This is a genomic window from Enterobacter sp. DN, assembly GCF_046054285.1.
GTDB lineage: Bacteria > Pseudomonadota > Gammaproteobacteria > Enterobacterales > Enterobacteriaceae > Enterobacter > Enterobacter hormaechei_C.
Window position 1 is genome coordinate 122,155 of record NZ_JBJJTG010000001.1, and the last position, 24,524, is coordinate 146,678.

The following is a 24,524-nucleotide window of genomic DNA, read 5'->3' on the forward strand; positions in this document are numbered from 1 at the left end:
TATTAAGTTCCCTCTCCCTTTGGGAGAGGGTTAGGGTGAGGGTACACCCCAGATTCGTATGCTATGATTCATCCAGGAAAAAAATAACAACAGAATGAATCACATGAATAAACTTGATGCCTTTATCCAGCACGCAGTCAGCTCTGTTCCCGTCAGCGGAACGTCGCTTATCTCCTCGCTGTATGGCGACGCGCTTTCCCATCGCGGCGGAGAGATCTGGCTCGGCAGCCTGGCGGCCCTGCTGGAAGGGATGGGTTTCGGGGAGCGCTTTGTGCGCACCGCGCTGTTTCGCCTCAACAAAGAGGGCTGGCTGGACGTGTCCCGCATTGGCCGTCGCAGCTTTTACCGTCTCAGCGACAAGGGGCTGCGTTTGACCCGCCGCGCGGAAAATAAAATCTACCGTGCGGAACTGCCGGCGTGGGATGGTAAATGGCTGCTGCTGCTTTCCGAGGGGCTGGATAAAACCACGCTCGCGGACGTGAAAAAACAACTCATCTGGCAAGGGTTCGGCACGCTGGCGCCGAGCCTGATGGCCTCGCCGTCGCAGAACCTGGCGGACGTGCAGTCTCTGCTGCATGACGCGGGCGTGGCGGAAAACGTCATTTTCTTTGAAGCCCATTCGCCGCTGGCCTTGTCACGCGCGGCGCTACGATCCCGCGTGGAAGAGTGCTGGCAGCTGACCGAACAAAACGCGATGTACGAAACGTTTATCAACTCGTTCCGTCCGCTGCTGCCGCTGCTGAAAGAGGCGCCGCCTGAGGATTTGACCCCGGAACGCTGCTTCCAAATCCAGCTGTTACTCATTCATTTTTATCGTCGCGTGGTGCTGAAAGATCCGCTGTTGCCGGAGGAGTTACTTCCTGCGCACTGGGCGGGACAGAGCGCGCGACAGCTGTGTATTAACATCTACCAGCGCGTGGCGGCGGGAGCCCTGGCGTTTGTCAGTGAGAAGGGGGAAACCTCCGTGGGCGAGCTGCCCGCTCCCGGCACGCTTTATCACCAGCGTTTTGGTGGTCTGAATATCACATAAGGAGAGGGTATGCCTGTTTATCAAATTGATGGTCTGACGCCGGTCGTGCCTGAAGAGAGCTATGTTCACCCGACCGCGGTGCTGATTGGCGACGTGATCCTCGGAAAAGGTGTTTACGTGGGCCCTAACGCCAGCCTGCGCGGTGATTTTGGCCGGATCGTGGTGAAAGACGGTGCGAACATCCAGGATAACTGCGTGATGCACGGTTTTCCGGAGCAGGACACGGTGGTGGAAGAGGACGGGCATATCGGCCACAGCGCGATCCTGCACGGCTGCATTATCCGCCGTAATGCGCTGGTGGGGATGAATGCGGTCGTGATGGACGGGGCGACGATCGGCGAAAACAGCATCGTCGGGGCGGCGGCGTTTGTGAAGGCCAAAGCGGAGATGCCTGCGAATCACTTAATTCTTGGCAGTCCGGCGAAAGCGATTCGTGAGTTAAGCGCGCAGGAAATAGAGTGGAAAAAGCAGGGCACGCGGGAGTATCAGGTACTGGTGGATCGCTGTAAGCAGACGCTGCATCAGGTGGAGCCGCTGCGGGAAGAAGAGCCCGGACGCAAACGGCTGGTCTTCGATGAGAATTTACGGCCCAAGTCGGCTGGCCGGGATAAATAAGGCCGTTCGTTCCCGCATGTTGCTCAAGGCGTGAAGATGAGCTTAATACGCTTCCGGCAGGGGCCGGTCAATCGACACCAGCTTTCCGCGCTTCATGGTGATATAGCCCCCGGCTTTGAGATCTGCCAGCACGCGAAAGACATGCGTGCGTGACAGGTTAGTGCGCTTAATGATAAACAGCGCCAGGCCCTCATTCTCTCCCGTGTGGGTCTCCTGCCGATAGAGATAGCGGTACAGCATCGGTTTGATGGTCTGGTAGCTGGTGACCTGCCTGCGTTCATTGTGCAGGTCGATGGTGAAAATGGCCATGTAGGTCAGTATGGTGGCCAGCGCCTGCATGCGCTCAGACCCGCCCTCGAAAAATAGCTGGTCGAAGTCGGCCCAGGCTATTCTCACCAGCTTCACCTTCGCACTGCTGCGATATTCATACTTCGCCAGTGGACAATACCTTTCCATTAACCCTATCGGCATATACTCGATAGTATTGCCAATATTTAGGCCATCATCAGGCATTAATATTGTCAGCGACCCTTCAGTGCAAAAATAGATATAGCCAGGCTCGACGGTGAATTTTTTATTTGCGGCAACGGTTAAGGCCTCGCCTTTACAAAGCATGTGCGGAAAGAATTGCCCAATATTGAGTTGCTGATAATAGGTATGGATATCCTGGAAATTCACGCTAAGCCTCTCCCCGCAACGTCTGCCGTGGTAACGAGTATAGCAGCAATAGCCCCCGGATTACGAACCGATAAATAACCAGTCCCATATGGGACTATGATGAGAAAGTATTCTGATTAGAATGGTCGTCAATGAGTTCGCATTAAAATTATCCGCCAACAGTAAATATCCAGGCGGCGCAATTAATCTATGAGGCCATTCAATGAAATTAACCCTAATTGCTAAACATCTGGCGCTTGCCGGTGTGTTGACGTCGCTGTCGCTTTCCGCGTTTGCGGAAATGCAGCCGCAGGATGCCACTGCCACAACCCGGCAGGCAAATAACGCCCTGTATAACAAATTACCGTTTGCCGATAAAACCGACTTTGAGAACGCCCATAAAGGCTTTATCGCCCCGCTGCCGCAAAACATGATTAAAGGCGAGCAGGGAAACGTTATCTGGAACCCGGCGAAATATGATTTCGTGAAAGAGGGTGAAAAAGCCCCGGATACGGTAAACCCGAGCCTGTGGCGTCAGTCACAGCTGATCAACATTGGCGGGCTATTTAAGGTCACCGACGGCGTGTATCAGATCCGTAATCTTGATCTCTCCAATATGACCATCATTGAAGGTGATAAGGGCATCACCGTTATCGACCCGCTGTTAAGCGCTGAACCGGCGAAAGAAGCGCTGGATCTCTACTATGCAAACCGCGGCAAGAAACCGGTCGTCGCTGTGGTGATCACCCACAGTCACGTCGACCACTACGGCGGCCTGCGCGGTGTGGTTGACGAAGCCGACGTGAAGTCCGGCAAAGTGAAGATCTACGCCCCGGAAGGCTTTATGAAAGAAGCGGTTTCCGAAAACATTATGGCCGGGAATGCGATGAGCCGCCGTGCGAGCTATATGTACGGCAACCTGCTGAAGCCGGATGCAAAAGGCCAGGTAGGGGCGGGTCTTGGCACCACCACCTCTGCGGGTACGGTGACCCTGATCCCGCCGACCAACTACATTACCCATACCGGCCAGCAGGAAGTGATTGACGGGCTGACCTACGACTTTATGATGGCGCCGGGCTCAGAAGCCCCGTCCGAAATGCTGTGGTATGTCAAAGAGAAGAAAATGATCGAAGCCGCAGAGGACGTGACCCATACCCTGCACAACACCTACTCCCTGCGCGGCGCGAAAATCCGCGGTCCGCTGGCCTGGTCTAAGTACATCAACGCCGCCATTGAGCGCTGGGGCGCGGACGCGGAAGTGATTATTGCGCAGCACCACTGGCCGACCTGGGGCAACGAGAATATCGTCAAGCTGATGAAAGGCCAGCGCGATATGTATCGCTACATCAACGACCAGACCCTGCGTATGGCAAACAAGGGGCTGACCCGCGACGAGATCGCCGCTGAATTTACACTGCCGGAATCGCTGGAAAAACAGTGGGCGAGCCGCGGCTATTACGGTTCCGTCAGCCATGACGTCAAAGCCACCTACGTGTTTTATCTCGGCTGGTTCGACGGCAACCCGGCTACCCTCGACGAACTGCCGCCTGAACAGGCTGCGAAGAAGTTTGTGGAATACATGGGAGGGGCCGATGCCATCATGCAGAAAGCCAAAGCTGACTATCAGCAGGGCAACTACCGCTGGGTGGCGCAGGTGACCAGCAAAATCGTCTTCGCCGATCCGCAGAACGCTGCGGCACGTAATCTGGAAGCCAACGCGCTGGAGCAGTTAGGTTACCAGGCGGAAGCGGGTACCTGGCGTAACTTCTACCTGACCGGCGCGCAGGAACTGCGTAATGGCGTGAAGAAGCTGCCGACGCCGAACACCGCCAGCCCGGATACCGTGCGGGCGATGACCCCGGAAATGTTCTTCGACTACCTGGGCGTGCACATCAACGGGGTGCGGGCCGGTAACGCGAAAGCGGTCTTTAACATCGATCTCGGTAAGGATGGCGGCAAATACAAGCTGGAGCTGGAAAACGGCGTGCTGAACCATACCGCCAACGCGCAGGCGAAGGATGCCGACGCAACCATCACCCTGGACCGCACCACGCTGAACGACATCATCCTTAAGAAAGAGACGCTGAAGCAGGCGATGGATAAGGGTGACGTGAAGGTGAGCGGAGACGGAGCGAAGCTGGAAGAGATGCTGAGCTACATGGACACATTTGACTTCTGGTTCAATATTGTCACGCCATAAGTTTAGCGTTCATCCTGGTTAATCCTGGCGCCTTATTACGATAAGGCGCCATTTTTTTCATTCACGCATCGCCAGCGCGCTGGCGCTTGCCGGATCGAACAGCGAAATACTCTCGATCTGATCCAGCATGATCACTTTGCGAAAATCCATGGCGCTTTTGGGCTCCGAATCGAGCGTAATGTCATGCTCGGCATACCATTTGCTGTAGTTATGTTCGATACAGAGCTGCATGTTCTTCCCGTCACGGTAGCCGCTCAGCATCGGAATAAGCACGATATTGGCCGTTTTTTCATACTCCAGCGTAGCGGTATGGATCATGCCAATATAGATCCGCCGCGATTTCAGCGTGACGTGCGCCAGTTCACCTTCCTCCATGCACTGATAGAGCAGTTGTTCAATCCCGCTCGACTGCGCCAGCCGCTTGTACAATTTTTTCCGGCCATCGCCGTCCAGCCGCGCGCTTCCGGCCCAGTTCGATCGGTAGAGACAAAACAGGATCGCGAAGGTCAGCATCACCACCACCGGGGCCTGAATCCCCAGGAAGCTCCAGTTCATAAAATCAATTTGCCAGTCGGCATATTTTGCTGACGTGAAATGGAACGTGTTATCGGCGGCGGAGAGGGCGAACAACAGCAGCCACAGCAGGCCGGTGGCGATCACCCCCTGAAGAACAAAAATACAGCCATACAGTGCAACAAGAAAATAGACGTCCCAGCCAAAGGATCGCTTGATTTTAAACCGTGTTGAGAGGTCGCGGCTGGTGTACCAGTACCCGCATACCATCAATACCATGAATATTGCCGTTCCCATTTCAGGCCCTCTTCAGCGCGTTGACATGGCGCAGAAAGTCCTGCCGTACTTCGTGGCTTTTGTAGTTAACCGAGGCGTTTCCATCCTGATCGATGATGATGCGGTCGCCATCCTCTACGGCTTCGATAATTTCCTGGTGACTCATGACCTGCAACAAGGATTCCGGGCTGGAAAAGAGCGTCATCAGTAAATGTTTCATCGCGTGACATCCTTATGAATTAAAAGGATAAGTCTGGAAGATAAATGGCACCTTTGCCTTAAGGTTATCCCTAAAAAAACGGCAGCCTGGCGGCGAAATTCATATTTTTCACAAAATGGTCGTGCATGGTGATATTCCATGTAACTGAAAAATAATAAGAATAAAAAATTTATCTGCGCAAACTTGGACAAATAAAGTTAATTGTGTAAGTTTAAATTATGCGATTCCGCTACGTTGTTAACACCCAGGATGTGACCCATGAGCACGTTGCCGTCCGTCATCAGTCGGTTCGTTGATTACTACGCCACGCTGGATACCCAGCCACCTTCGGCGCTGGCGGGGATTTATCGCGCCGATGCCACGCTTATCGATCCCTTTGGTGAATTTATCGTCGTCAGCTGGATGTTCCCCGGCTGGCTGGTACTGATGCTCACGTTGTCCGTCTTCACCTGTACCGTGCAGGCGGCAGACTGGCTGCTGCACTTTGATGACTGGATGTATTTGCAGGACAGCACCCGTCTGTTTAATAAAACCGAGATGAAGAAATTTGGCGTCACCGTCGCCACGGTGACGCTGTTCTTTACCCGCAAAGAGGGCGGTTAATCCTCTTCGGGCTGAGGTTTACTGCTTGAGTAGATGAAGAAGAGCGCAATACTCAGGCAGACGACGGCCCCGAAACGGCTCACTGAAAACGGAATGGCTTCATTGTTCAGCCAGCCAAAGTTATCAATCAGCATGCTCATGGCCAGCTGGCCCAGGATAACCGCTACCGTGGCAACGGCGGTCCCGATGCGCTGCACTGCGAGCACCATAATCACGATATAGGGCACGCCGCAGAGGGCCCCCAGAAGCTGCCATTTGGGTACATCCATCAGGCTGACCGCCTGTTTCGGCTCAAAAAAGAAGATCAGCAGGGCGGTCACCAGCGCGCCGACGGAAAACGTCAGAAACGCGCTTTTAAATACCCCCACGCTGCTGCCTAATTGCCCGTTAATGGCAGCCTGAATGCTCAGCGTTGCGCCGCCAATCACCGCCAGAATAATCATAATTACTGTCATAACGTTACCCCTGCGCCACGAGAATGAGCGCGGCGATGATAAATCCCAGCGCAATAATGCGTTTTGTATCGATCCTGCGGTGCGGCGTACCCAGCAGGCCATAGTGGTCAATAATCAGGCTTTTAAAAACCTGGCCTGCCAGAATGCCGATCATCGTCATGGCAATGCCGATCGCAGGCGTGGCAATGGTGAGAATGATGACGTAAACCGGGCCGAGCACGCCGCCCAACAGGTGCCATGAAGGCTGCGCAAAAAGTGAGGGACTGTTGCGCGGGCTGAAAAACAGCATCAGCAGAAACGTCAGCCCCGTTCCCACGCTGAATATGCTGAACGCCGCCCACAGGTCGCCCACCTCTGCGCCCAGCGGCCCCAGCAGCCCGGCTTCCACGGATAGCCCCATGCCGCCGGCAATCACCAGTAAAATTAAAATAATGTGCATAACGCTTTTTCTCCTTTTTCCAGGCGGAGAAGATTACGTCTGAACATCATTGAGAAAAATGCCATAATGCAGGAAACACTTTTGCAGGAAATGCATTAATGATGGATGCCGGACATATCAGCATTCGCGCGCTGCTGATCTTCATCGACGTTTATGAAACGCAGAATTTTTCCGTGGTGGCGAGGCGGGAAGGGATTTCTGCGTCGCAGGTCTCACGCGTGATCCACCAGCTTGAGGACGCCCTCGGGCAACAGCTTTTCTACCGCAACACGCGGGCGATTATGCCCACAGAGAGCGGGCATCTTTTTGTGCGCTATGCCCGGGCAATGGCCGGGAATATGGAGGACGCGCGACGCGAGCTGGATGAACGCGCCCGCGAGCCGTCGGGCACGCTGCGTATCAATGGCCCGGTCTTTTTCGGACAGAGGCACATCGCGCCGGGCCTGCCGGGGCTTCTGGCGCGTTACCCTCGTCTCTCCATTGAACTGACCCTCACCGACGATTTTATCGATCCGCACCGTGACGCCGCGGACGTTATCTTCCGCATCGGCGCGCTGACGGACTCCTCGTTTCACGCCCGGGTGTTCGGGCAGCAGTTCTACCATCTGGCGGCCTCGCCGGACTATCTGCAAAAACATGGCGCGCCCGAGGGGCCGGACGATCTCAGCCGTCACCACTGTCTGGTTTACCGCGGTTCGTCCGGGCCTAACCGCTGGCTGATCCGGCAGCCGGGCGAGGCGTGGGTTCACTATCCCATTGTACCGCTGATGACTTCCAATAACGCGGAAACGCTCCTGATTGCGGCGCTGAGCGGCATGGGCGTTGTGCTTTTCCCGGACTGGATGGTGAGCGAACGGCTCAAAAGCGGTGAGCTGGTGGCGCTGCTGCCGGAAATGGAGTGTTCAATTAATACGGAGCCACTGACGATTGCGGCGATTTACCCGAACGCGCGTCATCCGCCCCTGAACATCAGGGCGGTGATTGATTACTATATTGAGCGATTCGGTACGCCACTGTACTGGCAAACCTGAAGGTTAGCGGGCAAGCTCGCGACGGATAATGTCAGCCCCGGCGCTTAACGCCTTCAGCTTACCGTTGGCGACCTGGCGGGAAAGGGGGGCCATACCGCAGTTGGTGGACGGATAGAGCTTGTCTGCATCAACAAACTGCAACGCCTTGCGCAGCGTATCGGCCACCTCTTCCGGCGTTTCGATGGTCTGGGTGGCGACGTCAATTGCCCCGACCATCACTTTTTTACCGCGGATAAGCTCCAGCAGATCCATCGGCACGCGCGAGTTGTGGCACTCCAGCGAGATGATATCGATCTTCGAGGTCTGTAACTTTGGAAATGCCTCTTCATACTGGCGCCACTCGGAGCCGAGCGTCTTTTTCCAGTCCGTATTGGCTTTGATGCCGTACCCGTAACAGATATGTACCGCGGTTTCGCATTTCAGCCCTTCAATGGCGCGCTCCAGCGCGGCGATACCCCAGTCATTCACCTCGTCGAAAAAGACGTTAAAGGCAGGTTCGTCGAACTGAATAATGTCGACGCCGGCCGCTTCCAGCTCGCGGGCCTCCTGATTGAGAATTTTAGCGAACTCCCAGGCCAGCTTTTCGCGGCTTTTATAGTGGGCATCGTATAGCGTGTCGATCATGGTCATCGGGCCGGGCAGCGCCCACTTGATCGGCTTGTCAGTCAGCTGGCGCAGGTATTTCGCGTCGTCAACAAACACCGGCTTCTGGCGCGCCACCGCGTCTACCACGGTCGGCACGCTCGCATCGTAACGGTTACGGATGCGTACCGTCTGACGGTTCTCAAAATCCACGCCGCTGAGATGTTCAATAAAGGTGGTGACAAAATGCTGGCGGGTTTGTTCCCCGTCGCTGACGATATCAATCCCGGCGCGAATCTGTTCATCCAGAGACAAACGCAGCGCATCCTGTTTCCCTGCCAGTAATTCCTCGTCCTGGAGTTTCCACGGCGACCAGAGCGTTTCCGGCTGCGCAAGCCAGGTGGGTTTCGGCAGGCTGCCAGCCGTTGATGTCGGGAGCAATGTTTTCATAAAAGAACCTTTTATCCGTATTAAATTAAAGCGTGAAGTGTTGAGACCACTGCTCAAGAAGGGTTTTATAGGGTTTGATAAACTGCTCTTCGGTATATTTACCCTGTTCAATGGCCAGCCGGCTGCGCTCTTCACGGTCATAGACGATTTTGGTTAATGAGTGATCCTGCTGATTCAGGTCGGGCTGATAGCACTGTCCCGCAGCGGAATTGGCATTGTAAATTTCTGGTCGATAGATCTTCTGGAACGTCTCCATGGTGCTGATGGTGCCGATCAGTTCCAGATTGGTGTAATCACGCAGTAAATCGCCGGTGAAGAAGAAGGCAAAAGGCGCGACGCTGTTTTCCGGCATGAAATAGCGAACCTTCAGGCCCATCTTCGCGAAGTACTGTTCCGTTAGCGACTCGCCGTCCGGCTGGTACTCATAGCCCAGCACCGGGTGGTGGTTACCGGTACGACGATAGGTGTCTTTGCTGGAGACGCTCAGGCAGATCACCGGCGCTTTTTTGAAGTTCGCCTGATATTCCGCAGAATGAACGAAGCTTTTAAAGATATTGCCGTGCAGCTCGCCAAAATTTTCGGGGAGGGTGAAGCGGGGCCGATCTTTATTATGCTCGAGCAGCAGGACGCTGAAATCATAGTCACGAACATACGATGAGAAGTTATTTCCGACGATGCCTTCGATGCGCTCGTGGGTTTTTTTATCCACGATCGTCGTTTGCAGAATTTCGATGGCCGGGAAAGTAAAATCGCCGCCGATATTCATATCGACAGAAATAATCTCCAGCTCGACGGCATAGCGGTCAGCTTTCGGGTTATCCCAGCTCGCCAGCGCGTTAAAGCGGTTGTTGATCATCACCAGCGTATTGCGCAGGTTCTCCTGACGCTTCTCGCCACGCGCCAGGTTGGCGAAGTTGGTGGTGGTACGCGTGTTTTCTGACGGGTTATAATTTTCATCAAAGCAACTGCGCTTAAGGGTAAATGTGAAAGCCTGACTCATTTGGTTATGCATCCTAAGTTCATATTGCCGGAACGTTATCAATGCATAATTTATGCCTGAGCCACTGGCGCAGGGGAAGTGACTTAATTTCACTGCAACATGAGGGTTCTTCATGAACTGCGCGATTCAGGTATAATCCCCCGACATTTCCAACCGGTTTAAACGAACATGACAAAACTCACCCTACAAGAGCAGATGCTGAAAGCGGGCTTAGTCAGCAGTAAAAAGATGGCGAAGGTCCAGCGCACGGCGAAAAAATCCCGCGTCCAGGCTCGCGAGGCGAGAGAGGCTGTTGAAGAGAACAAGAAAGCCCAGCTGGAGCGTGATAAACAGCTGAGCGAACAGCAAAAACAGGCGGTGCTGGCAAAAGAGTTCAGGGCGCAGGTGAAGCAGCTGATTGAGATGAACCGCATCACCGTGGCGAAGGGCAACATTACCTTTAACTTTACCGACGGCAACCTTATCAAAAAAATCGAGGTCGATAAGCAGACGCAAACCCAGCTGATCAACGGCCGTCTGGCGATTGCCCGACTGGTGATTAACGCGAATGGCGACTGTGATTACGCGATTATCCCGGCGGTAGTGGCGGATAAAATTGCCCAGCGCGATGCGGACAGCATTGTGCTAAACAGCGCCCTGAGTCAGGAAGAGCAGGACGAAGACGATCCGTACGCAGACTTCAAAATCCCTGACGATTTAATGTGGTAATCCCCGCTCAGAACGGCGCGGCGTGACGGGCGTTCATCGTCTCGCCGCTCAGCGGATGAATAAAATTCAGAGCGCTTGCATGCAGCATCAGCCGGGGCGTTTCTTCCGCCCCCGGCCATTCCAGACCACCATACAGATCGCACCCCAGAATAGGGTGGCCTAACTGCTGGCAGTGAATGCGCAGCTGGTGGGTGCGCCCGGTCTCCGGGGTAAGCTCAACCCGCGTCAGCGGCATTGTCGTATCCTGGTAAATACGTTCCACCACCCGATAGCGGGAGCGAGCGGGCTTACCGGTGCGGGCACAGATCGTCATCAGCGGAAACAGCGCCGGATCTTTGGCAATCGGCGCATCCACGGTCCCTTCGTCCTGTTCCACATGTCCGCACAGCAGGGCGGTGTAAACCTTGTTCACGGCGCGCTGACTGAACTGGTGGCAAAGCGCGGCGTTGATCGCTTTGTTACGCGCAATGACCATCAGACCCGAAGTGCCAAAATCAAGACGATGCACCAGCGTGCAGCCGGGAAAAGTTTGAACAAGACGGTGGTGGACGGAATCGAGGTTTTGCGGATTTTTCCCCGACAGGCTGAGCAGACCGGAAGGTTTATTGATCAGCAGCAGATGCTCGTCCTGCCAGAGGATCTCAATGTTGTCGTGACAGGGTGGTGCAATAAACGTATCGATAATGACAGACATCAGGCCGCCGGGCTGGAGAGTGGGTGCGGATGATAACGAAATACGGGGGAAAAGAAAAACCCTCCCACCGGGCGGTGAGAGGGGGAAAACTTAGGCAGCGACCAGGCTGTCGATAGCGGCTTTCGCGTCGGTCTGCGCTTTGGTGGCCACTTCCGGGCCGTAAGCGATACCTTCAGCGAACACGAAGTTCACGTCGGTAATGCCGATGAAGCCCAGGAACAGCGTCAGGTACGGTGCGACCAGGTCGGTAGGGGTATCTTTGTGAATACCGCCGCGGCTGGTCAGTACAACCGCACGCTTGCCTTTCACCAGACCTTCCGGGCCGTTCTCGGTGTAACGGAAGGTTACGCCAGCGCGCGCCACCAGGTCGAAGTAGTTCTTCAGCTGGGTAGGAATGTTGAAGTTGTACATTGGGGCGTTGATCACGATAACGTCGTGCGCCTGCAACTCAGCAATCAGCTCGTCGGAGAGCGCCAGGGCTTCCTGCTGACGCGGGGTAAGAGGCGCATCGCTCGGACGCAGCGCGCCAACCAGCTCGCCGTCCAGCACAGGAATTGGGTTTGCCGCCAGGTCACGCACGGTGATTTCATCCGCGCTGTGCTGTTCACGCCACTGTTCAACGAAATAGTCAGACAGCTGACCAGACTGTGAATACCCTGCCAGAATACTGGATTTCAACACTAATACTTTGCTCATGGGAAATTCCTGTTTTGTATTTGATTGAGGGGGTTGCCCCGTTGCTTGTTGACACTTTATTCACAATCCTGCCACAGGGATAGCGCAATATATCGAAGCCTATGTTCGAATTTTTTGAATAAGGCGCGAAAAGCGCTGATGTGGTACTCTATACCAATCATTAAAAAGAGATTTTATCCGGCAGTGCACTGCCCGTTAACGCTATGACAGAACACCAAAAATTGACCTTCCCGATGCTGATGCAAAAGCTTGATTCGCTGATGCTGCGCGATAAACAGCGGTTTGCGCGCCGTCTGCACGGCGTTAAGAAGGTTAAAAATCCTGATGCACAACAGGCCATTTACCAGGAGATGGCCAACGAGATTGAACAGGCGGCAGGGAAAGTTGTGCTGCGTGAAGCCGCACGTCCGGAGATTACCTATCCGGAAAATCTGCCCGTCAGCCAGAAGAAACAGGACATTCTTGAGGCCGTACGCGACCACCAGGTGGTGATCGTCGCGGGGGAAACCGGTTCAGGTAAAACCACTCAGCTGCCGAAAATCTGCATGGAGCTGGGCCGCGGGGTGAAAGGGCTGATCGGTCACACCCAGCCGCGTCGTCTGGCGGCGCGCACCGTGGCGAACCGTATTGCGGAAGAGCTGCAAACGGAGCCGGGCGGCTGCATCGGCTACAAGGTGCGATTCAGCGACCACGTCAGCGATAACACCATGGTTAAGCTGATGACCGACGGTATCCTGCTGGCGGAAATCCAGCAGGATCGTCTGCTGATGCAGTACGACACCATCATCATCGATGAAGCGCACGAGCGCAGCCTGAACATCGACTTCCTGCTCGGCTACCTGAAAGAGCTGCTGCCCCGGCGTCCGGATCTGAAAATCATCATCACCTCCGCGACCATCGACCCGGAGCGCTTCTCAAAACATTTCAACAATGCACCGATTATTGAGGTGTCAGGACGCACGTATCCGGTGGAAGTGCGCTATCGCCCGATTGTGGAAGAGGCGGACGATACCGAGCGCGACCAGCTTCAGGCCATCTTTGATGCCGTCGACGAGCTGGGCAACGAGAGTTCTGGCGACATTCTGATCTTCATGAGCGGCGAGCGCGAGATCCGCGATACCGCCGATGCGCTCAGCAAGCGCGATCTGCGCCATACTGAGATCCTGCCGCTGTACGCGCGCCTGTCGAACAGCGAGCAGAACCGCGTGTTCCAGCCGCACAGCGGGCGCCGCATCGTGCTGGCGACCAACGTGGCCGAAACTTCGCTGACCGTACCGGGCATTAAATACGTGATCGACCCGGGTACGGCGCGCATCAGCCGCTACAGCTACCGCACCAAAGTTCAGCGCCTGCCGATTGAGCCGGTTTCGCAGGCGTCGGCTAATCAGCGTAAGGGCCGCTGCGGCCGCGTGTCGGAAGGGATCTGTATTCGTCTCTATTCGGAAGACGATTTCCTGTCGCGCCCGGAGTTTACCGATCCGGAGATCCTGCGGACCAACCTGGCATCCGTTATCCTGCAAATGACCGCGCTGGGGCTGGGCGATATCGCCGCCTTCCCGTTTGTGGAAGCGCCGGATAAGCGCAATATTCAGGACGGGGTGCGGCTGCTGGAAGAGCTGGGGGCCATCACCACCGACGAACAGGCGACGGCCTACAAGCTAACGCCATTGGGCCGCCAGCTTAGCCAGTTGCCGGTCGACCCGCGTCTGGCGCGCATGGTGCTGGAGGCGCAAAAACACGGCTGCGTGCGCGAGGCGATGATCATTACCTCGGCGCTCTCCATTCAGGATCCGCGCGAGCGTCCGATGGACAAGCAGCAGGCGTCGGACGAAAAACACCGTCGCTTCCACGATAAAGAGTCCGATTTCCTCGCCTTTGTGAACCTGTGGAACTACCTTGGCGAGCAGCAAAAAGCGCTCTCCTCGAACCAGTTCCGCCGTCAGTGCCGGGTGGATTTCCTCAATTATCTGCGCGTACGCGAGTGGCAGGATATCTACACCCAGCTGCGCCAGGTGGTGAAAGAGCTGGGTATACCGGTGAACAGTGAACCGGCGGAGTACCGCGAAATCCATATCGCCCTGTTGACCGGCCTGCTGTCTCATATCGGGATGAAGGATGCGGATAAGCAGGAATATACCGGCGCACGCAACGCGCGTTTCTCCATCTTCCCGGGCTCCGGTTTGTTTAAGAAGCCGCCGAAGTGGACCATGGTCGCCGAGCTGGTGGAAACCAGCCGTCTGTGGGGGCGTATCGCCGCGCGTATCGATCCGGAGTGGGTTGAGCCGGTGGCGCAGCACCTGCTGAAACGCTCATACAGCGAGCCGCACTGGGAGCGTGGGCAGGGCGCGGTGATGGCGACGGAAAAAGTCACCGTCTACGGCCTGCCGGTGGTGGCCGCGCGTAAGGTTAACTACAGCCAGATCGATCCGGCGTTGAGTCGCGAGCTGTTTATCCGCCACGCGCTGGTGGAAGGCGACTGGCAGACGCGTCATGCGTTCTTCCGCGAAAACCTGAAGCTGCGCACCGAGGTGGAAGAGCTTGAGCACAAGTCCCGCCGTCGCGACATTCTGGTGGACGACGAGACGCTGTTTGAGTTTTACGATCAGCGCATCAGTCACGATGTGATCTCGGCGCGCCATTTCGACAGCTGGTGGAAGAAAGCCAGCAAAGAGGCCCCGGACCTGCTCAACTTCGAAAAGAGCATGCTGATCAAAGAGGGCGCGGAGTCGGTCAGCAAGCTCGATTATCCGAACTTCTGGCATAAGGGCAACCTCAAGCTGCGTCTGACCTATCAGTTTGAGCCGGGCGCGGATGCCGATGGTGTGACGGTGCACATTCCGCTGCCGCTGTTAAACCAGGTGGAAGAGAGCGGGTTTGAGTGGCAGATCCCCGGCCTGCGCCGCGAGCTGGTCATTGCGTTAATCAAATCCCTGCCTAAACCGGTTCGGCGTAACTTTGTGCCGGCGCCGAACTACGCCGAAGCGTTTTTAGGCCGCGTCACACCGCTGGAGCTGCCGCTGCTGGACGCCCTGGAGCGTGAGTTCCGCCGCATGACCGGAACCACCATCGACCGCGACGACTGGAACTGGGATCAGGTGCCCGATCACCTGAAAATCACATTCCGCGTGGTGGACGATAAAAACAAAAAGCTGCTCGAAGGCCGTTCTCTGACGGAGCTGAAAGAGGCGCTGAAAGGTAAAGTCCAGGAGACGCTCTCTGCGGTGGCCGATGACGGCATTGAGCAGAGCGGGCTGCACATCTGGAGCTTTGGTCAGCTCCCGGAAAGCTACGAGCAGAAGCGCGGGAACTACAAGGTGAAAGCCTGGCCCGCGCTGGTGGATGAGCGCGACAGCGTGGCGATTAAGCTCTTTGACAATCCGCAGGAGCAACAGCAGATGATGTGGCGCGGGCTGCGTCGACTGCTTCTGCTTAACATCCCGTCGCCGATTAAGTATCTGCACGAGAAGCTGCCGAACAAAGCCAAGCTGGGACTCTACTTTAACCCGTACGGTAAGGTGCTGGACCTGATCGACGACTGCATCTCCTGCGGTGTGGATAAGCTGATCCACGAGGCCGGCGGTCCGGTCTGGACGGAAGAGGGCTTTGCTCAGCTTCATGAAAAGGTGCGCGCGGAGCTGAACGACACCGTGGTGGAGATTGCCAAACAGGTTGAGCAGATCCTTACCGCCGTGTTCAATATCAACAAGCGCCTGAAGGGGCGGGTGGATATGACCATGGCCCTGGGGCTGTCGGACGTCAAGGCGCAGATGGCGGGGCTGGTGTATCGCGGCTTTGTCACCGGCAATGGCTTTAAGCGTCTGGGCGATACGCTGCGTTATTTGCAGGCGATAGAGAAGCGTCTGGAGAAAATGGCGGTCGATCCGCATCGCGATCGTGCGCAGATGCTGAAAGTCGAAAACGTGCAGCAGGCGTGGCAGCAGTGGCTCAACAAACTGCCGCCGGCGCGTCGCGATGACGACGACGTGCGGGAGATCCGCTGGATGATCGAGGAGCTGCGCGTCAGCTTCTTCGCTCAGCAGCTGGGAACGCCGTATCCCATTTCGGATAAGCGTATCTTGCAGGCGATGGAGCAGATTTCCGGCTAAAACCGTTGCCCGGTGGCGCTGCGCTTACCGGGCCTACGGTAAAACATGTAGGCCGGGTAAGGCGTAGCCGCCACCCGGCTTTTGTTCACCCGTTCACCATCGCCAGCGTAAACCCATCCCATCCCTTAATGCCCACCGTTTGCAGCGCAGTGGCGGTTAAGCGCGGGTTATCTCCAGTCATCTCGATAAACTTCCGTACTCCCTGCACGCGTGCATCGTCGCTTTGCCCGTTAATCACCTCGCCGTCACGTACCACGTTGTCACCGATAATGACCGTGCCGGGGCGGGAGTAGTGCAGCGACCACTCCAGGTAACCGGGGTTGTTAGGCTTATCGGCATCAATAAAGATCAGGTCGAAGGGAGGGACGTCACCGAAATTCTCGAGCGACTTTAGCGCCGGGCCTTCAATCAATTCGATACGATCGCTGAGTCCCGCAAGGTGAATGTTCTGGCGTGCAACAGCGGCATGTTTCGGGTCCGCTTCAAGCGTAATCAGCTTTCCATCCGGCGGCAGGGCGCGCGCCATCCAGATTGAGCTATACGCACCCAGCGTACCGATTTCCAGTATTCGACGCGCCTGTGTCATGCGGACAAACAGCGCCAGCAGTTGCCCCTGATTAGCGGCAACATCGTGCTCGGGCAAACCGGCGCGTTTGTTGTTTTCAAGCACGCTCTGGAGAACCTCATCCTCAGGAATAAGCGAAGAAATCATGTAAGTATCTACTGAACACCACTGTTGTTGCATAGATTGACTCCCTGGAGGGTATCGTCGGGTGCGAAATGTAGGCCCGGTAAGCGCAGCGCCTCCGGGCATGTCTTCAGGCACAGCTCCAACCGCCGCCCAGCGCTTTATACAAATCAATTTGCGCCAGCAGCAGGTTGTTTTTCACCTGTACCACGCTGGTCTGCACCGAGAACAGCGTGCGCTGCGCATCGAGCTCATCCAGATAAGAAGAGTATCCGTTGCGGTAGCGGTTTTGCGCAATCCTCAGCGTCTCCTGCGCGACCGTCTGCTGTGCCAGCAGCTCGGTAAGCTGTTCCTGATAGCGGGTGATGGCATCAAGGCTGTCATTCACCTCAGCAAACGCGTTACGCACGGTTTTTTCGTAGCTATACAGCGCCTGATTCCGCTGGGACTGAGAGATATCTACCTGCGCATTCAGCGCCTGACGGTTCAGCAGCGGCGCAAGAATACTGCCGCCCACGCTCCAGAGCTGTAGCGGGTTATCCAGCAATCCCGACAGCGTGCGATCCTGCACCGATCCCGTGGCCGTGAGGTTGATCGACGGCAGCAGGCTGGCGCGCGACGCCGCCAGCGTCGCGTCAGCCGCAATCAGCTGACGTTCAGCCTGGACGATATCCGGGCGTCGGTTCAGTAGCGTCGACGGCAGCTGGGAGGGCAGTTTCAGCGGCGTCAGGGCATCAAAGCTTTCACCGCGCGCAACGTCACCCGGGTTGCTGCCCAGCAGCAGGCTAAGCGCATTTTCCTGCTGCGCAATCTGGTGCTGAAGCAGTGGAACCTGGGCGCGGGTGGCGCGCAGCTCAGAATCCGATTGCATCAGCTCAAGGCGAGAGCTGTATCCCGTCTCAAACTGTCGCTTGGCGAGGTTGAACGCCTCTTCACGCGACTTCAGCGTGGACCGGGTAACGCGAAGCTGTTCGTCCAGCGACAGCAGGGTGACGTACCCGGAGGCCACCGAGGATGCGACGGTCAGATCAGCCGCCGCAGCCGCCGCCTTTTGTGCCTCCAGCGACGCTTCAGCGGCACGGGAGGTGCTGCGGTTTACGCCCCAGATATCCACGTCGTAGCTGGCGGTCAGGCTGCCTTTGTACAACGTACCGTATACCGGAAGCCCCGTGGCGGCGGACTGCGAGCGCGCGCGCGTCCCGGTCACGCCCGCGTCAAGCGACGGGAACAGGCTGCCGTCAGCGGCGTACACCCGGGCCTGGTACTCGTTAATCCGCTCGCGGGCAATCAGCACGTCGCTGTTATTCTTCAGCGCCTGATCCACATAGCGATTCAGATTGCTGTCGTGAAAATTTCGCCACCAGAGCTGCTCTGTCGGGCTGGCTGGCCCCGACATCGCGCGCCACTGGGCCGGTATGTGCAGGGACGATTTGGCGGGCTCAACGTCTACCGACTGGCATCCCGCCAGGATAGTCATTATCAGCAGGCCGGCTATCGGGCGAAGCGTCATTGTTTCGCCTCCCGCGTGTCGATGGTCACCTGCACCGACATGCCAGGACGCAGCAGCCGGTACGCCTCCGGCTCACCGAGTACCTCAATGCGTACCGGGATGCGCTGGGCGATTTTAACAAAGTTGCCCGTGGCGTTGTCCGGGGTGATAGCGCTGAACTCGACCCCTGTGGCCGGGGATATGCTCTCTACGCGGCCCTGATAGGCTTTATTGTTTAAGGCATCGACGGTGAATTTCACCGGCTGTCCGACGCGTAAATTCGCCAGCTGCGTCTCTTTGATATTGGCGATCACCCAGTGCTGCGGCGGGACCAGCGTGGTAAGGTGCGTCCCGGCGGTGACATACGCCCCCAGACGCACCGCAATCTGCCCGAGCTGACCGTCACGCGGCGCGACAATGCGGGTGTTTTGCAGATCGATCTGCGCCAGCTCCAGCGCGGCTTTCGCATTCTCAACGTCCGCTTCCAGCGAACCGCGATTGACGATGACCGTTTGTAGATCCTGACGCGACATCTCAAGCGTTGCTTTCGCCTGGTCGATATCGGCGCTCCCCTGGGCGGCACTGGCCAGCGCCGAATCGCGCTCGCGAATGGAGAGGGAGCCGTCCGCGGTCAGCTCTTTCACGCGTTTCAAATCCGCCTGGGTTTTCAGACTTTGGGCACGGGCGTTTTTCAGCGCCGCCTCGTTTTTGGCAATCACCGCTTCCGCGCTTTTGCGCTGTTGCAGGTTGTTATTCAGGGCTGCAATTTTCATTGCCAGCTGCGCCTCGGCCTGATGGACGCGCTGGCGATAGATGCGGTCATCTATCTGCAACAGCAGCTCGCCTTTTTTAACCTGCGCGAAATCCTGAACATGGACCTCGGTAATGTAGCCGTTTACCTGCGGACTGATGAACGTGGTCTGGCCGCGCACGTAGGCGTTATCGGTAAACTGGGCATGACGCGTGAACGGGGGCAGCTGCCAGGCATAAAGGATCACCAGTACCCCGACAATGCCGATAGCCGCGGCGGTGAAAATGGAAACGACGCGCACATTTTTGCGGGTGTTGGCCTGCTCTTTGGCGGCATCCTGCTGACTCATAACTTCTCCTGAAAAATAGTCATTACTTGTTGCCAGTGGCGTTCTTAAGGGCCATACGGGCGGTGATGCGCAGGCGTAGCAAGCGCCATAAAATCCAGACCAGCGTGGCAGTGGCAATGCTCGCCGTCAGGAGATAAGTATCGTTGTAAGCCAGAATGTTTGCCTCAAGCGCCGTCACCGTCTGGAGCTGGGTAATAGCCTGAGTTCCCAGCAGGGAACTGTCGCCAATCAGGCTTTTGTACATCTGGGTGTAAAGCTGAATCCGTTCGTTCACCAGCGGGTTAAGGGTGGTGAGCTGGTCAGCCAGCAGGCTGGAATGGTACTTCTCGCGCCAGGTCTGGAAGGTGCCGAGGATCGCGGAACCCAGCAGGCCCCCAAGGTTCTGACTCATGCCAAACATCACGGAAAAGCTGACCAGATTGCGCGGATCGGCGATCACCCCGCCAATGGCGGCCAGCATCGCAGGCGCAAGGAAGAACGCGCTGCCGAAGCCCAGCAGGAACTGGCTGAATATAAGCTGATCCGGCCGGGTCAGGTTGTTGGACTGGCTGTCCAGCAGCGAGGCAACGATCATCAGCGCCAGCGAGGTGATAATCGGCCAGGCCAGTTTAGTGGGCTTAATCGTCAGACAGCTGGTGACGATACCGCAGACGATCCCGGCGAAAATAGCCCACGCCAGATGGGTCATCTGTTCATTCTGTAAGCCTACATATTGCAGCCAGCCGATGACGCCCGTGTTCTGCTCCGCCAGTACGATGCGGATCAGCAGCATAATCAGCCCCAGGCGTACGATGCTGCCGCTGGAGAGCCAACGGGTATTAAGCAGCGGGTTGTTGCGGTTATGTTCAAACACGATCGCGGAGACAATCAGCACCAGCGAGAGAGCCAGCGCCCAGCCGATCCACGGCGCTTCAAACCACCAGTCCAGACGCCCTAACGACAGAACCGCGCACAGCAGCGCCATGCCGGGCGCAAGCAAAAAGAAGGTGATGAAATCTTTCTTCTCGAAGACTTTACGCCGATCGCCCGGCGGCAGCTTGAGCACCATCACGCAGGCCAGGGAGATCAGGGCCAGACCCAGCTCGAAGAAGTACAGCCCGCGCCACTCATCAAGCTGTAACAGCTCGGTGGAGAACAGCCGCGCCAGCGGGATCGCCAGCGACGACCCGGTTATGCCGATGGTCAGCGCCTTCAGTCGGTGCTTCGCGGGCCAGGCCTGTATCTGGTAATAAATGCCGAGCGAGCTGAGCGCGGCGGCGACCATCCCATGTGCCGCCCGTACCATCAGCGCGGAGCTGAGATCGTTCACAAACAGGTGGAAAAAGGTGACCAGCACATACAGCACCAGGAAGCCTTCCGTAAAGGCCCGCAAACCGTACTGCTGGCGAAATTTTACCAGCAGCAGGTTGATGGAGACGTTGGTCATGACATAGACGGCAGGCAACCAGGCGATTTCAGTCGACCAGGCGCCAAAGGTGCCTTGCAGATTTTGCAGATTGGCGGTGACGACCGCGTTACCCAGTGCCCCGGTCAGACACACCAGCAGGCCGACCACGCCATAGGCGATCCGTTTCGACGTCGGATGTTCCGGGGTGGAAGGGGAACCCAGCAGGGCGGGTTTCTCGTGTGGCTGCCACTCGCGAGGAGCATAAGGGTCGCGTTGGGGCAGGCGCATAACGGGGTTTACCTTTCAAAAAGTTGAATTGTGAGCGGGCTAATGATTCTAAGGCTGACGCAAATCATAATTCAAGTGAATACGATTTTCTCATGTTAATCAAATGTGAGTGCTTTTTGAGCACATCCCGGCCCGTTTTTTCAGCATTCATGCCATAGCATGACGCGCAGAAAGGGGGATAATCGAAGGCTCTGTATGCTGTAAGGAGGTAACGATGACAATGGCACTTTTCCCCTGTCTGCCTGGCACAACCCTCGACGCCGTGAATACCGTTGGGGCGTGGCTTGCTCAGGACGACTATCAGGACAACCAGCCCGTTGATCTGGTGATTCTGGCGGGTAATGCGGTGATCCCCGCGATTGATGCTGCCTGTAAAATCGCGGCTGAACAGGGTGTTCCTCTGATCATCAGCGGCGGGATCGGTCACTCGACGACCTTCCTCTACGCCGCGATTGCGAAACACCCCCGCTATAACAGGATACCCACCACCGGGCGTGCTGAGGCGGCTATTCTGGCCGACATCGCCCGTGAATTCTGGAACATTCCGGCCGAGCATCTTCACGTTGAGGATCAGTCGACCAACTGTGGCGAAAACGCCCGCTTCAGCCGGGCGTTGATGAAACAATCCGGACTGAACGCCGCCCGGGTGCTGGTGGTGCAGGACCCGACAATGCAGCGTCGCACAATGGCTACGTTTGCCCGCGTTTGCCGCGACGAGGCCGCATCGCCCGCATGGGTGAGTCATCCCGGCCTGACGCCCGTGCTGCAAAACAGCGACGACGGTCTGGTGTTTAGCGGCCCGGTCGAGGGGTTATGGCCGGTAGAGCGCTACTTGTCGCTGGTGCTGGGTGAATTTCCGCGACTCAGGGATGACATCAACGGCTACGGTCCGGCGGGACGTGATTTCATTGCCCATGTCGATATCCCTGCCGACGTGGACGCCGCGTGGCAGATCTTGCGAAACGACGTCATTCTCACCGACGCGCTGGTGAGCCGTTCCCTGCTGTGATGCTCTGCCCGTTTGCGCCATCTTTTACGCAAACGGGCATCCTGTGTTGCCGATTTGTGATTTTGGAAACGGGCTGACCCGTTTCTTTTATGAGATATCTCACAAAAACAGACTCATAGAGTAGGCAATTGCCCCGGTAATTATAGTTTTTAACATTAAGTTTACTTGTTAAAAACAGTGTGATTACAGGAGCAGGTTATGACAGTACCCGTACAACATCCTATGTATATTGATGGACAGTTTGTTGCCTGGCAGGGTGATGCATGGATTGACGTGATCAATCCGGCCACGGAAGAGGTCATTTCCCGTATTCCCGATGGCAGCGCCGAGGACGCCCGCAAGGCCATTGACGCGGCAGATCGCGCGCAGGCTGGCTGGGAGGCGCTGCCTGCTATTGAACGCGCCAGCTGGCTACGCAAAATTTCCGCCGGGATCCGCGAGCGCGTCAGTGAAATCAGCGCGCTGATTGTGGCCGAAGGCGGCAAGATCCAGCAGCTGGCGGAAGTGGAAGTGAACTTTACCGCTGACTATATCGACTATATGGCCGAGTGGGCGCGCCGTTATGAAGGGGAAATCATTCAGAGCGACCGTCCGGGCGAAAATATTCTGGTGTTTAAGCGTGCCCTGGGCGTCACCACCGGCATTCTGCCGTGGAACTTCCCCTTCTTCCTGATTGCCCGTAAGCTCGCTCCCGCGCTGCTCACCGGTAACACCATCGTTATCAAGCCGAGCGAATTTACCCCAAACAACGCCATTGCGTTTGCCAAAATCGTCGATGAGATTGGCCTGCCGAAAGGCGTCTTTAACCTTGTGCTGGGCCGGGGTGAAACCGTCGGACAGGAGCTGGCCGGGAACCCGAAAGTGGCGATGGTCAGCATGACCGGCAGCGTCGGGGCAGGCGAGAAGATCATGGCTGCGGCGGCGAAAAACATCACCAAAGTGGGGCTGGAGCTGGGCGGTAAAGCCCCGGCCATCGTGATGGACGATGCCGACCTCGAGCTGGCCGTGAAGTCCATTGTGGATTCACGCGTCATCAATACCGGGCAGGTGTGTAACTGTGCGGAACGTGTCTATGTCCAGAAGGGGATCTACGACCGCTTTGTTAATCGTCTGGGCGAGGCAATGAAAGCCGTCCAGTTTGGCAATCCGGCTGAGCGAACGGATATTGCCATGGGGCCGCTGATCAACGCCGCCGCGCTGGAGCGCGTGGAGCAGAAGGTGGCGCGCGCGGTGCAGGAGGGGGCTAAAGTGGTCCTTGGCGGTAAAGCGGCAGAAGGCAAAGGGTATTTTTATCCCCCAACGCTGCTGCTGGACGTACGTCAGGATATGGCCATCATGCACGAAGAGACCTTTGGCCCGGTGCTGCCAGTGGTGGCATTCGACACCCTGGAAGAGGCGCTGAACATGGCCAACGACAGCGACTACGGTTTAACCTCGTCTGTTTATACGCAGGACCTGAACGTCGCGATGAAAGCCATTAAGGGGCTTAAGTTCGGCGAGACCTACATTAACCGTGAAAACTTTGAAGCGATGCAGGGCTTCCATGCAGGCTGGCGTAAATCCGGTATCGGCGGGGCGGATGGCAAACACGGTCTGAATGAGTATTTGCAGACGCAGGTGGTCTATTTGCAGTCGTAATCAGGAGCCCCCTCCATGCGAGGGGGTTCACATTTTCAGGAAAGGTGGTTATGTTGGCGCGATAATGATTCTTTATCGGGAAACAACATGCGCACAAAATATACGGGTCTGCAAATCAGCATTCACTGGCTGGTTTTTCTGTTAGTCATTATGGCCTATTGCGCCATGGAGTTCAGAGGGTGGTTCCCAAGAACCGATCGTCCGCTTATTAATATGATCCACGTTTCCTGCGGGATCAGCATCCTGGTGCTGATGGTGGCGCGCCTGCTTATCCGCCTCAAATTCCCGGCTCCGCCTATTCAACCGAAACCAAAAGCGATGATCACCGGGCTGTCCCATCTCGGGCATCTGGTAATCTACCTGCTGTTCATTGCGCTGCCGCTGATCGGCATGGTGATGATGTATAACCGGGGAAATGACTGGTTTGCGTTTGGCCTGACGATGCCGCATGCGGCGGAGGGGAATTTTGACCTGGTGGATACCCTAAAGGAGTGGCACGTAACGCTGGCGAATCTGGGGTACTTCGTGATTGGTTTGCACGCCTTTGCCGCGCTGATGCATCACTACTTCTGGAAGGACAACACGCTGCTGCGCATGATGCCGAAAAAGCGTCAGTAACCGATAATGCCCTGCTAACCCGCAGGGCATTT

The 24,524-nt window shown here is 56.5% G+C and carries 22 protein-coding genes and 1 pseudogene; 10 read left to right on the forward strand and 13 right to left on the reverse strand.

The window, feature by feature from the left end; all coding sequences use genetic code 11:
• Positions 1-94 precede the first annotated feature (94 nt).
• Positions 95-1,030, forward strand: a complete 936-nt coding sequence (gene paaX / locus ACJTMZ_RS00595; protein ID WP_032103751.1) for a phenylacetic acid degradation operon negative regulatory protein PaaX — start codon at positions 95-97, stop codon at positions 1,028-1,030.
• A gap of 9 nt (positions 1,031-1,039) precedes the next feature.
• Positions 1,040-1,645: a phenylacetic acid degradation protein PaaY gene (gene paaY / locus ACJTMZ_RS00600; protein WP_006810541.1), complete on the forward strand. Its 606-nt coding sequence runs from the start codon at positions 1,040-1,042 to the stop codon at positions 1,643-1,645.
• A 42-nt stretch (positions 1,646-1,687) separates the two neighbouring features.
• Here the strand turns inward: paaY and ACJTMZ_RS00605 are convergent, their stop codons facing one another.
• Positions 1,688-2,323, reverse strand: a complete 636-nt coding sequence (locus tag ACJTMZ_RS00605) for a helix-turn-helix domain-containing protein (protein ID WP_252010580.1) — start codon at positions 2,321-2,323, stop codon at positions 1,688-1,690.
• Between the two features lie 202 nt (positions 2,324-2,525).
• Between ACJTMZ_RS00605 and ACJTMZ_RS00610 the strand changes: the two genes are divergently transcribed.
• The gene (locus tag ACJTMZ_RS00610) at positions 2,526-4,502 is read left to right on the forward strand and encodes an alkyl/aryl-sulfatase (protein ID WP_408626802.1); all 1,977 of its coding nucleotides are present in this window, start codon (positions 2,526-2,528) and stop codon (positions 4,500-4,502) included.
• Between the two features lie 57 nt (positions 4,503-4,559).
• Here ACJTMZ_RS00610 and ACJTMZ_RS00615 read toward each other — a convergent pair whose 3' ends face one another.
• Entirely contained in the window at positions 4,560-5,312 is a 753-nt protein-coding gene (locus ACJTMZ_RS00615; protein WP_017384508.1) for a hypothetical protein, read from the reverse strand.
• A gap of 1 nt (position 5,313) precedes the next feature.
• Positions 5,314-5,511: a hypothetical protein gene (locus tag ACJTMZ_RS00620; protein WP_003857318.1), complete on the reverse strand. Its 198-nt coding sequence runs from the start codon at positions 5,509-5,511 to the stop codon at positions 5,314-5,316.
• A gap of 258 nt (positions 5,512-5,769) precedes the next feature.
• Between ACJTMZ_RS00620 and ACJTMZ_RS00625 the strand changes: the two are divergent.
• Positions 5,770-6,087 (forward strand): annotated as a pseudogene (locus ACJTMZ_RS00625) (DUF3833 family protein); the annotation flags it as partial.
• Positions 6,088-6,110: 23 nt separating this feature from the next.
• Here ACJTMZ_RS00625 and ACJTMZ_RS00630 read toward each other — a convergent pair.
• Complete coding sequence (locus ACJTMZ_RS00630; protein WP_003857305.1) at positions 6,111-6,569, reverse strand: DMT family transporter; 459 nt, start codon at positions 6,567-6,569, stop codon at positions 6,111-6,113.
• A gap of 4 nt (positions 6,570-6,573) precedes the next feature.
• Complete coding sequence (locus tag ACJTMZ_RS00635; protein WP_039270802.1) at positions 6,574-7,008, reverse strand: DMT family transporter; 435 nt, start codon at positions 7,006-7,008, stop codon at positions 6,574-6,576.
• Between the two features lie 98 nt (positions 7,009-7,106).
• On the opposite strand from ACJTMZ_RS00635, the gene ACJTMZ_RS00640 reads away from it, so the two are divergent.
• Positions 7,107-8,039: a LysR substrate-binding domain-containing protein gene (locus ACJTMZ_RS00640; protein WP_408626803.1), complete on the forward strand. Its 933-nt coding sequence runs from the start codon at positions 7,107-7,109 to the stop codon at positions 8,037-8,039.
• Positions 8,040-8,042: 3 nt separating this feature from the next.
• On the opposite strand, the gene ACJTMZ_RS00645 is transcribed toward ACJTMZ_RS00640, so the two are convergent.
• On the reverse strand, positions 8,043-9,071 hold the full coding sequence (locus tag ACJTMZ_RS00645; protein ID WP_003857302.1) for a methionine synthase: 1,029 nt from the start codon (positions 9,069-9,071) through the stop codon (positions 8,043-8,045).
• A gap of 25 nt (positions 9,072-9,096) precedes the next feature.
• Entirely contained in the window at positions 9,097-10,071 is a 975-nt protein-coding gene (locus ACJTMZ_RS00650) for a DUF1852 domain-containing protein (RefSeq protein ID WP_015570580.1), read from the reverse strand.
• 168 nt (positions 10,072-10,239) lie between these two features.
• On the opposite strand from ACJTMZ_RS00650, the gene ACJTMZ_RS00655 reads away from it, so the two are divergent.
• Positions 10,240-10,779 (forward strand): DUF2058 domain-containing protein, encoded by a 540-nt coding sequence (locus ACJTMZ_RS00655; protein ID WP_017384500.1) that lies wholly within the window; start codon positions 10,240-10,242, stop codon positions 10,777-10,779.
• Positions 10,780-10,786: 7 nt separating this feature from the next.
• On the opposite strand, the gene ACJTMZ_RS00660 is transcribed toward ACJTMZ_RS00655, so the two are convergent.
• Both ACJTMZ_RS00660 and azoR read right to left on the reverse strand, forming a co-directional pair.
• A complete protein-coding gene (locus ACJTMZ_RS00660; protein ID WP_017693463.1) occupies positions 10,787-11,473 on the reverse strand; it encodes an RluA family pseudouridine synthase in 687 nt (228 codons plus the stop codon).
• A gap of 90 nt (positions 11,474-11,563) precedes the next feature.
• Positions 11,564-12,169, reverse strand: coding sequence for an FMN-dependent NADH-azoreductase (gene azoR / locus ACJTMZ_RS00665; RefSeq protein WP_015570577.1), 606 nt, complete (start codon positions 12,167-12,169; stop codon positions 11,564-11,566).
• 203 nt (positions 12,170-12,372) lie between these two features.
• Between azoR and hrpA the strand changes: the two genes are divergently transcribed.
• Positions 12,373-16,275 carry an ATP-dependent RNA helicase HrpA gene (hrpA, locus tag ACJTMZ_RS00670; protein ID WP_032619711.1) on the forward strand — a complete coding sequence of 1,301 codons (3,903 nt, stop codon included), beginning with the start codon at positions 12,373-12,375 and terminating at the stop codon, positions 16,273-16,275.
• An 85-nt stretch (positions 16,276-16,360) separates the two neighbouring features.
• On the opposite strand, the gene ACJTMZ_RS00675 is transcribed toward hrpA, so the two are convergent.
• The 4 genes from ACJTMZ_RS00675 to ACJTMZ_RS00690 all read right to left on the reverse strand — a co-directional run bounded on the left by ACJTMZ_RS00675 (position 16,361) and on the right by ACJTMZ_RS00690 (position 21,227).
• Positions 16,361-17,020 (reverse strand): O-methyltransferase, encoded by a 660-nt coding sequence (locus ACJTMZ_RS00675; protein WP_017693460.1) that lies wholly within the window; start codon positions 17,018-17,020, stop codon positions 16,361-16,363.
• A gap of 73 nt (positions 17,021-17,093) precedes the next feature.
• Entirely contained in the window at positions 17,094-18,473 is a 1,380-nt protein-coding gene (locus ACJTMZ_RS00680) for an efflux transporter outer membrane subunit (RefSeq protein ID WP_408626804.1), read from the reverse strand.
• A complete protein-coding gene (locus ACJTMZ_RS00685) occupies positions 18,470-19,552 on the reverse strand; it encodes an HlyD family secretion protein (protein WP_063624204.1) in 1,083 nt (360 codons plus the stop codon). Before ACJTMZ_RS00685 ends, ACJTMZ_RS00680 begins: the two co-directional genes overlap by 4 nt.
• A gap of 22 nt (positions 19,553-19,574) precedes the next feature.
• Complete coding sequence (locus tag ACJTMZ_RS00690; RefSeq protein WP_015570573.1) at positions 19,575-21,227, reverse strand: MFS transporter; 1,653 nt, start codon at positions 21,225-21,227, stop codon at positions 19,575-19,577.
• 214 nt (positions 21,228-21,441) lie between these two features.
• On the opposite strand from ACJTMZ_RS00690, the gene ACJTMZ_RS00695 reads away from it, so the two are divergent.
• The 3 genes from ACJTMZ_RS00695 (at position 21,442) to cybB (ending at position 24,492) form a co-directional block, all read left to right on the forward strand.
• Positions 21,442-22,236, forward strand: coding sequence for a YdcF family protein (locus ACJTMZ_RS00695; RefSeq protein WP_017384495.1), 795 nt, complete (start codon positions 21,442-21,444; stop codon positions 22,234-22,236).
• A 198-nt stretch (positions 22,237-22,434) separates the two neighbouring features.
• Entirely contained in the window at positions 22,435-23,874 is a 1,440-nt protein-coding gene (gene aldA / locus ACJTMZ_RS00700) for an aldehyde dehydrogenase (RefSeq protein WP_045348295.1), read from the forward strand.
• 87 nt (positions 23,875-23,961) lie between these two features.
• Positions 23,962-24,492 carry a cytochrome b561 gene (gene cybB, locus ACJTMZ_RS00705; RefSeq protein ID WP_015570570.1) on the forward strand — a complete coding sequence of 177 codons (531 nt, stop codon included), beginning with the start codon at positions 23,962-23,964 and terminating at the stop codon, positions 24,490-24,492.
• Positions 24,493-24,524 lie beyond the last annotated feature (32 nt).

Coding starts and splice junctions, on each gene's coding strand:
- paaX (WP_032103751.1), top strand. CDS start 95: ATGAATCACATGAATAAACTTGATGCCTTTATCCAGCACGCAGTCAGC.
- paaY (WP_006810541.1), top strand. CDS start 1,040: ATGCCTGTTTATCAAATTGATGGTCTGACGCCGGTCGTGCCTGAAGAG.
- ACJTMZ_RS00610 (WP_408626802.1), top strand. CDS start 2,526: ATGAAATTAACCCTAATTGCTAAACATCTGGCGCTTGCCGGTGTGTTG.
- ACJTMZ_RS00615 (WP_017384508.1), bottom strand. CDS start 5,312: ATGGGAACGGCAATATTCATGGTATTGATGGTATGCGGGTACTGGTAC.
- ACJTMZ_RS00620 (WP_003857318.1), bottom strand. CDS start 5,511: ATGAAACATTTACTGATGACGCTCTTTTCCAGCCCGGAATCCTTGTTG.
- ACJTMZ_RS00630 (WP_003857305.1), bottom strand. CDS start 6,569: ATGACAGTAATTATGATTATTCTGGCGGTGATTGGCGGCGCAACGCTG.
- ACJTMZ_RS00635 (WP_039270802.1), bottom strand. CDS start 7,008: ATGCACATTATTTTAATTTTACTGGTGATTGCCGGCGGCATGGGGCTA.
- ACJTMZ_RS00640 (WP_408626803.1), top strand. CDS start 7,107: ATGATGGATGCCGGACATATCAGCATTCGCGCGCTGCTGATCTTCATC.
- ACJTMZ_RS00645 (WP_003857302.1), bottom strand. CDS start 9,071: ATGAAAACATTGCTCCCGACATCAACGGCTGGCAGCCTGCCGAAACCC.
- ACJTMZ_RS00650 (WP_015570580.1), bottom strand. CDS start 10,071: ATGAGTCAGGCTTTCACATTTACCCTTAAGCGCAGTTGCTTTGATGAA.
- ACJTMZ_RS00655 (WP_017384500.1), top strand. CDS start 10,240: ATGACAAAACTCACCCTACAAGAGCAGATGCTGAAAGCGGGCTTAGTC.
- ACJTMZ_RS00660 (WP_017693463.1), bottom strand. CDS start 11,473: ATGTCTGTCATTATCGATACGTTTATTGCACCACCCTGTCACGACAAC.
- azoR (WP_015570577.1), bottom strand. CDS start 12,169: ATGAGCAAAGTATTAGTGTTGAAATCCAGTATTCTGGCAGGGTATTCA.
- hrpA (WP_032619711.1), top strand. CDS start 12,373: ATGACAGAACACCAAAAATTGACCTTCCCGATGCTGATGCAAAAGCTT.
- ACJTMZ_RS00675 (WP_017693460.1), bottom strand. CDS start 17,020: ATGCAACAACAGTGGTGTTCAGTAGATACTTACATGATTTCTTCGCTT.
- ACJTMZ_RS00680 (WP_408626804.1), bottom strand. CDS start 18,473: ATGACGCTTCGCCCGATAGCCGGCCTGCTGATAATGACTATCCTGGCG.
- ACJTMZ_RS00685 (WP_063624204.1), bottom strand. CDS start 19,552: ATGAGTCAGCAGGATGCCGCCAAAGAGCAGGCCAACACCCGCAAAAAT.
- ACJTMZ_RS00690 (WP_015570573.1), bottom strand. CDS start 21,227: ATGCGCCTGCCCCAACGCGACCCTTATGCTCCTCGCGAGTGGCAGCCA.
- ACJTMZ_RS00695 (WP_017384495.1), top strand. CDS start 21,442: ATGACAATGGCACTTTTCCCCTGTCTGCCTGGCACAACCCTCGACGCC.
- aldA (WP_045348295.1), top strand. CDS start 22,435: ATGACAGTACCCGTACAACATCCTATGTATATTGATGGACAGTTTGTT.
- cybB (WP_015570570.1), top strand. CDS start 23,962: ATGCGCACAAAATATACGGGTCTGCAAATCAGCATTCACTGGCTGGTT.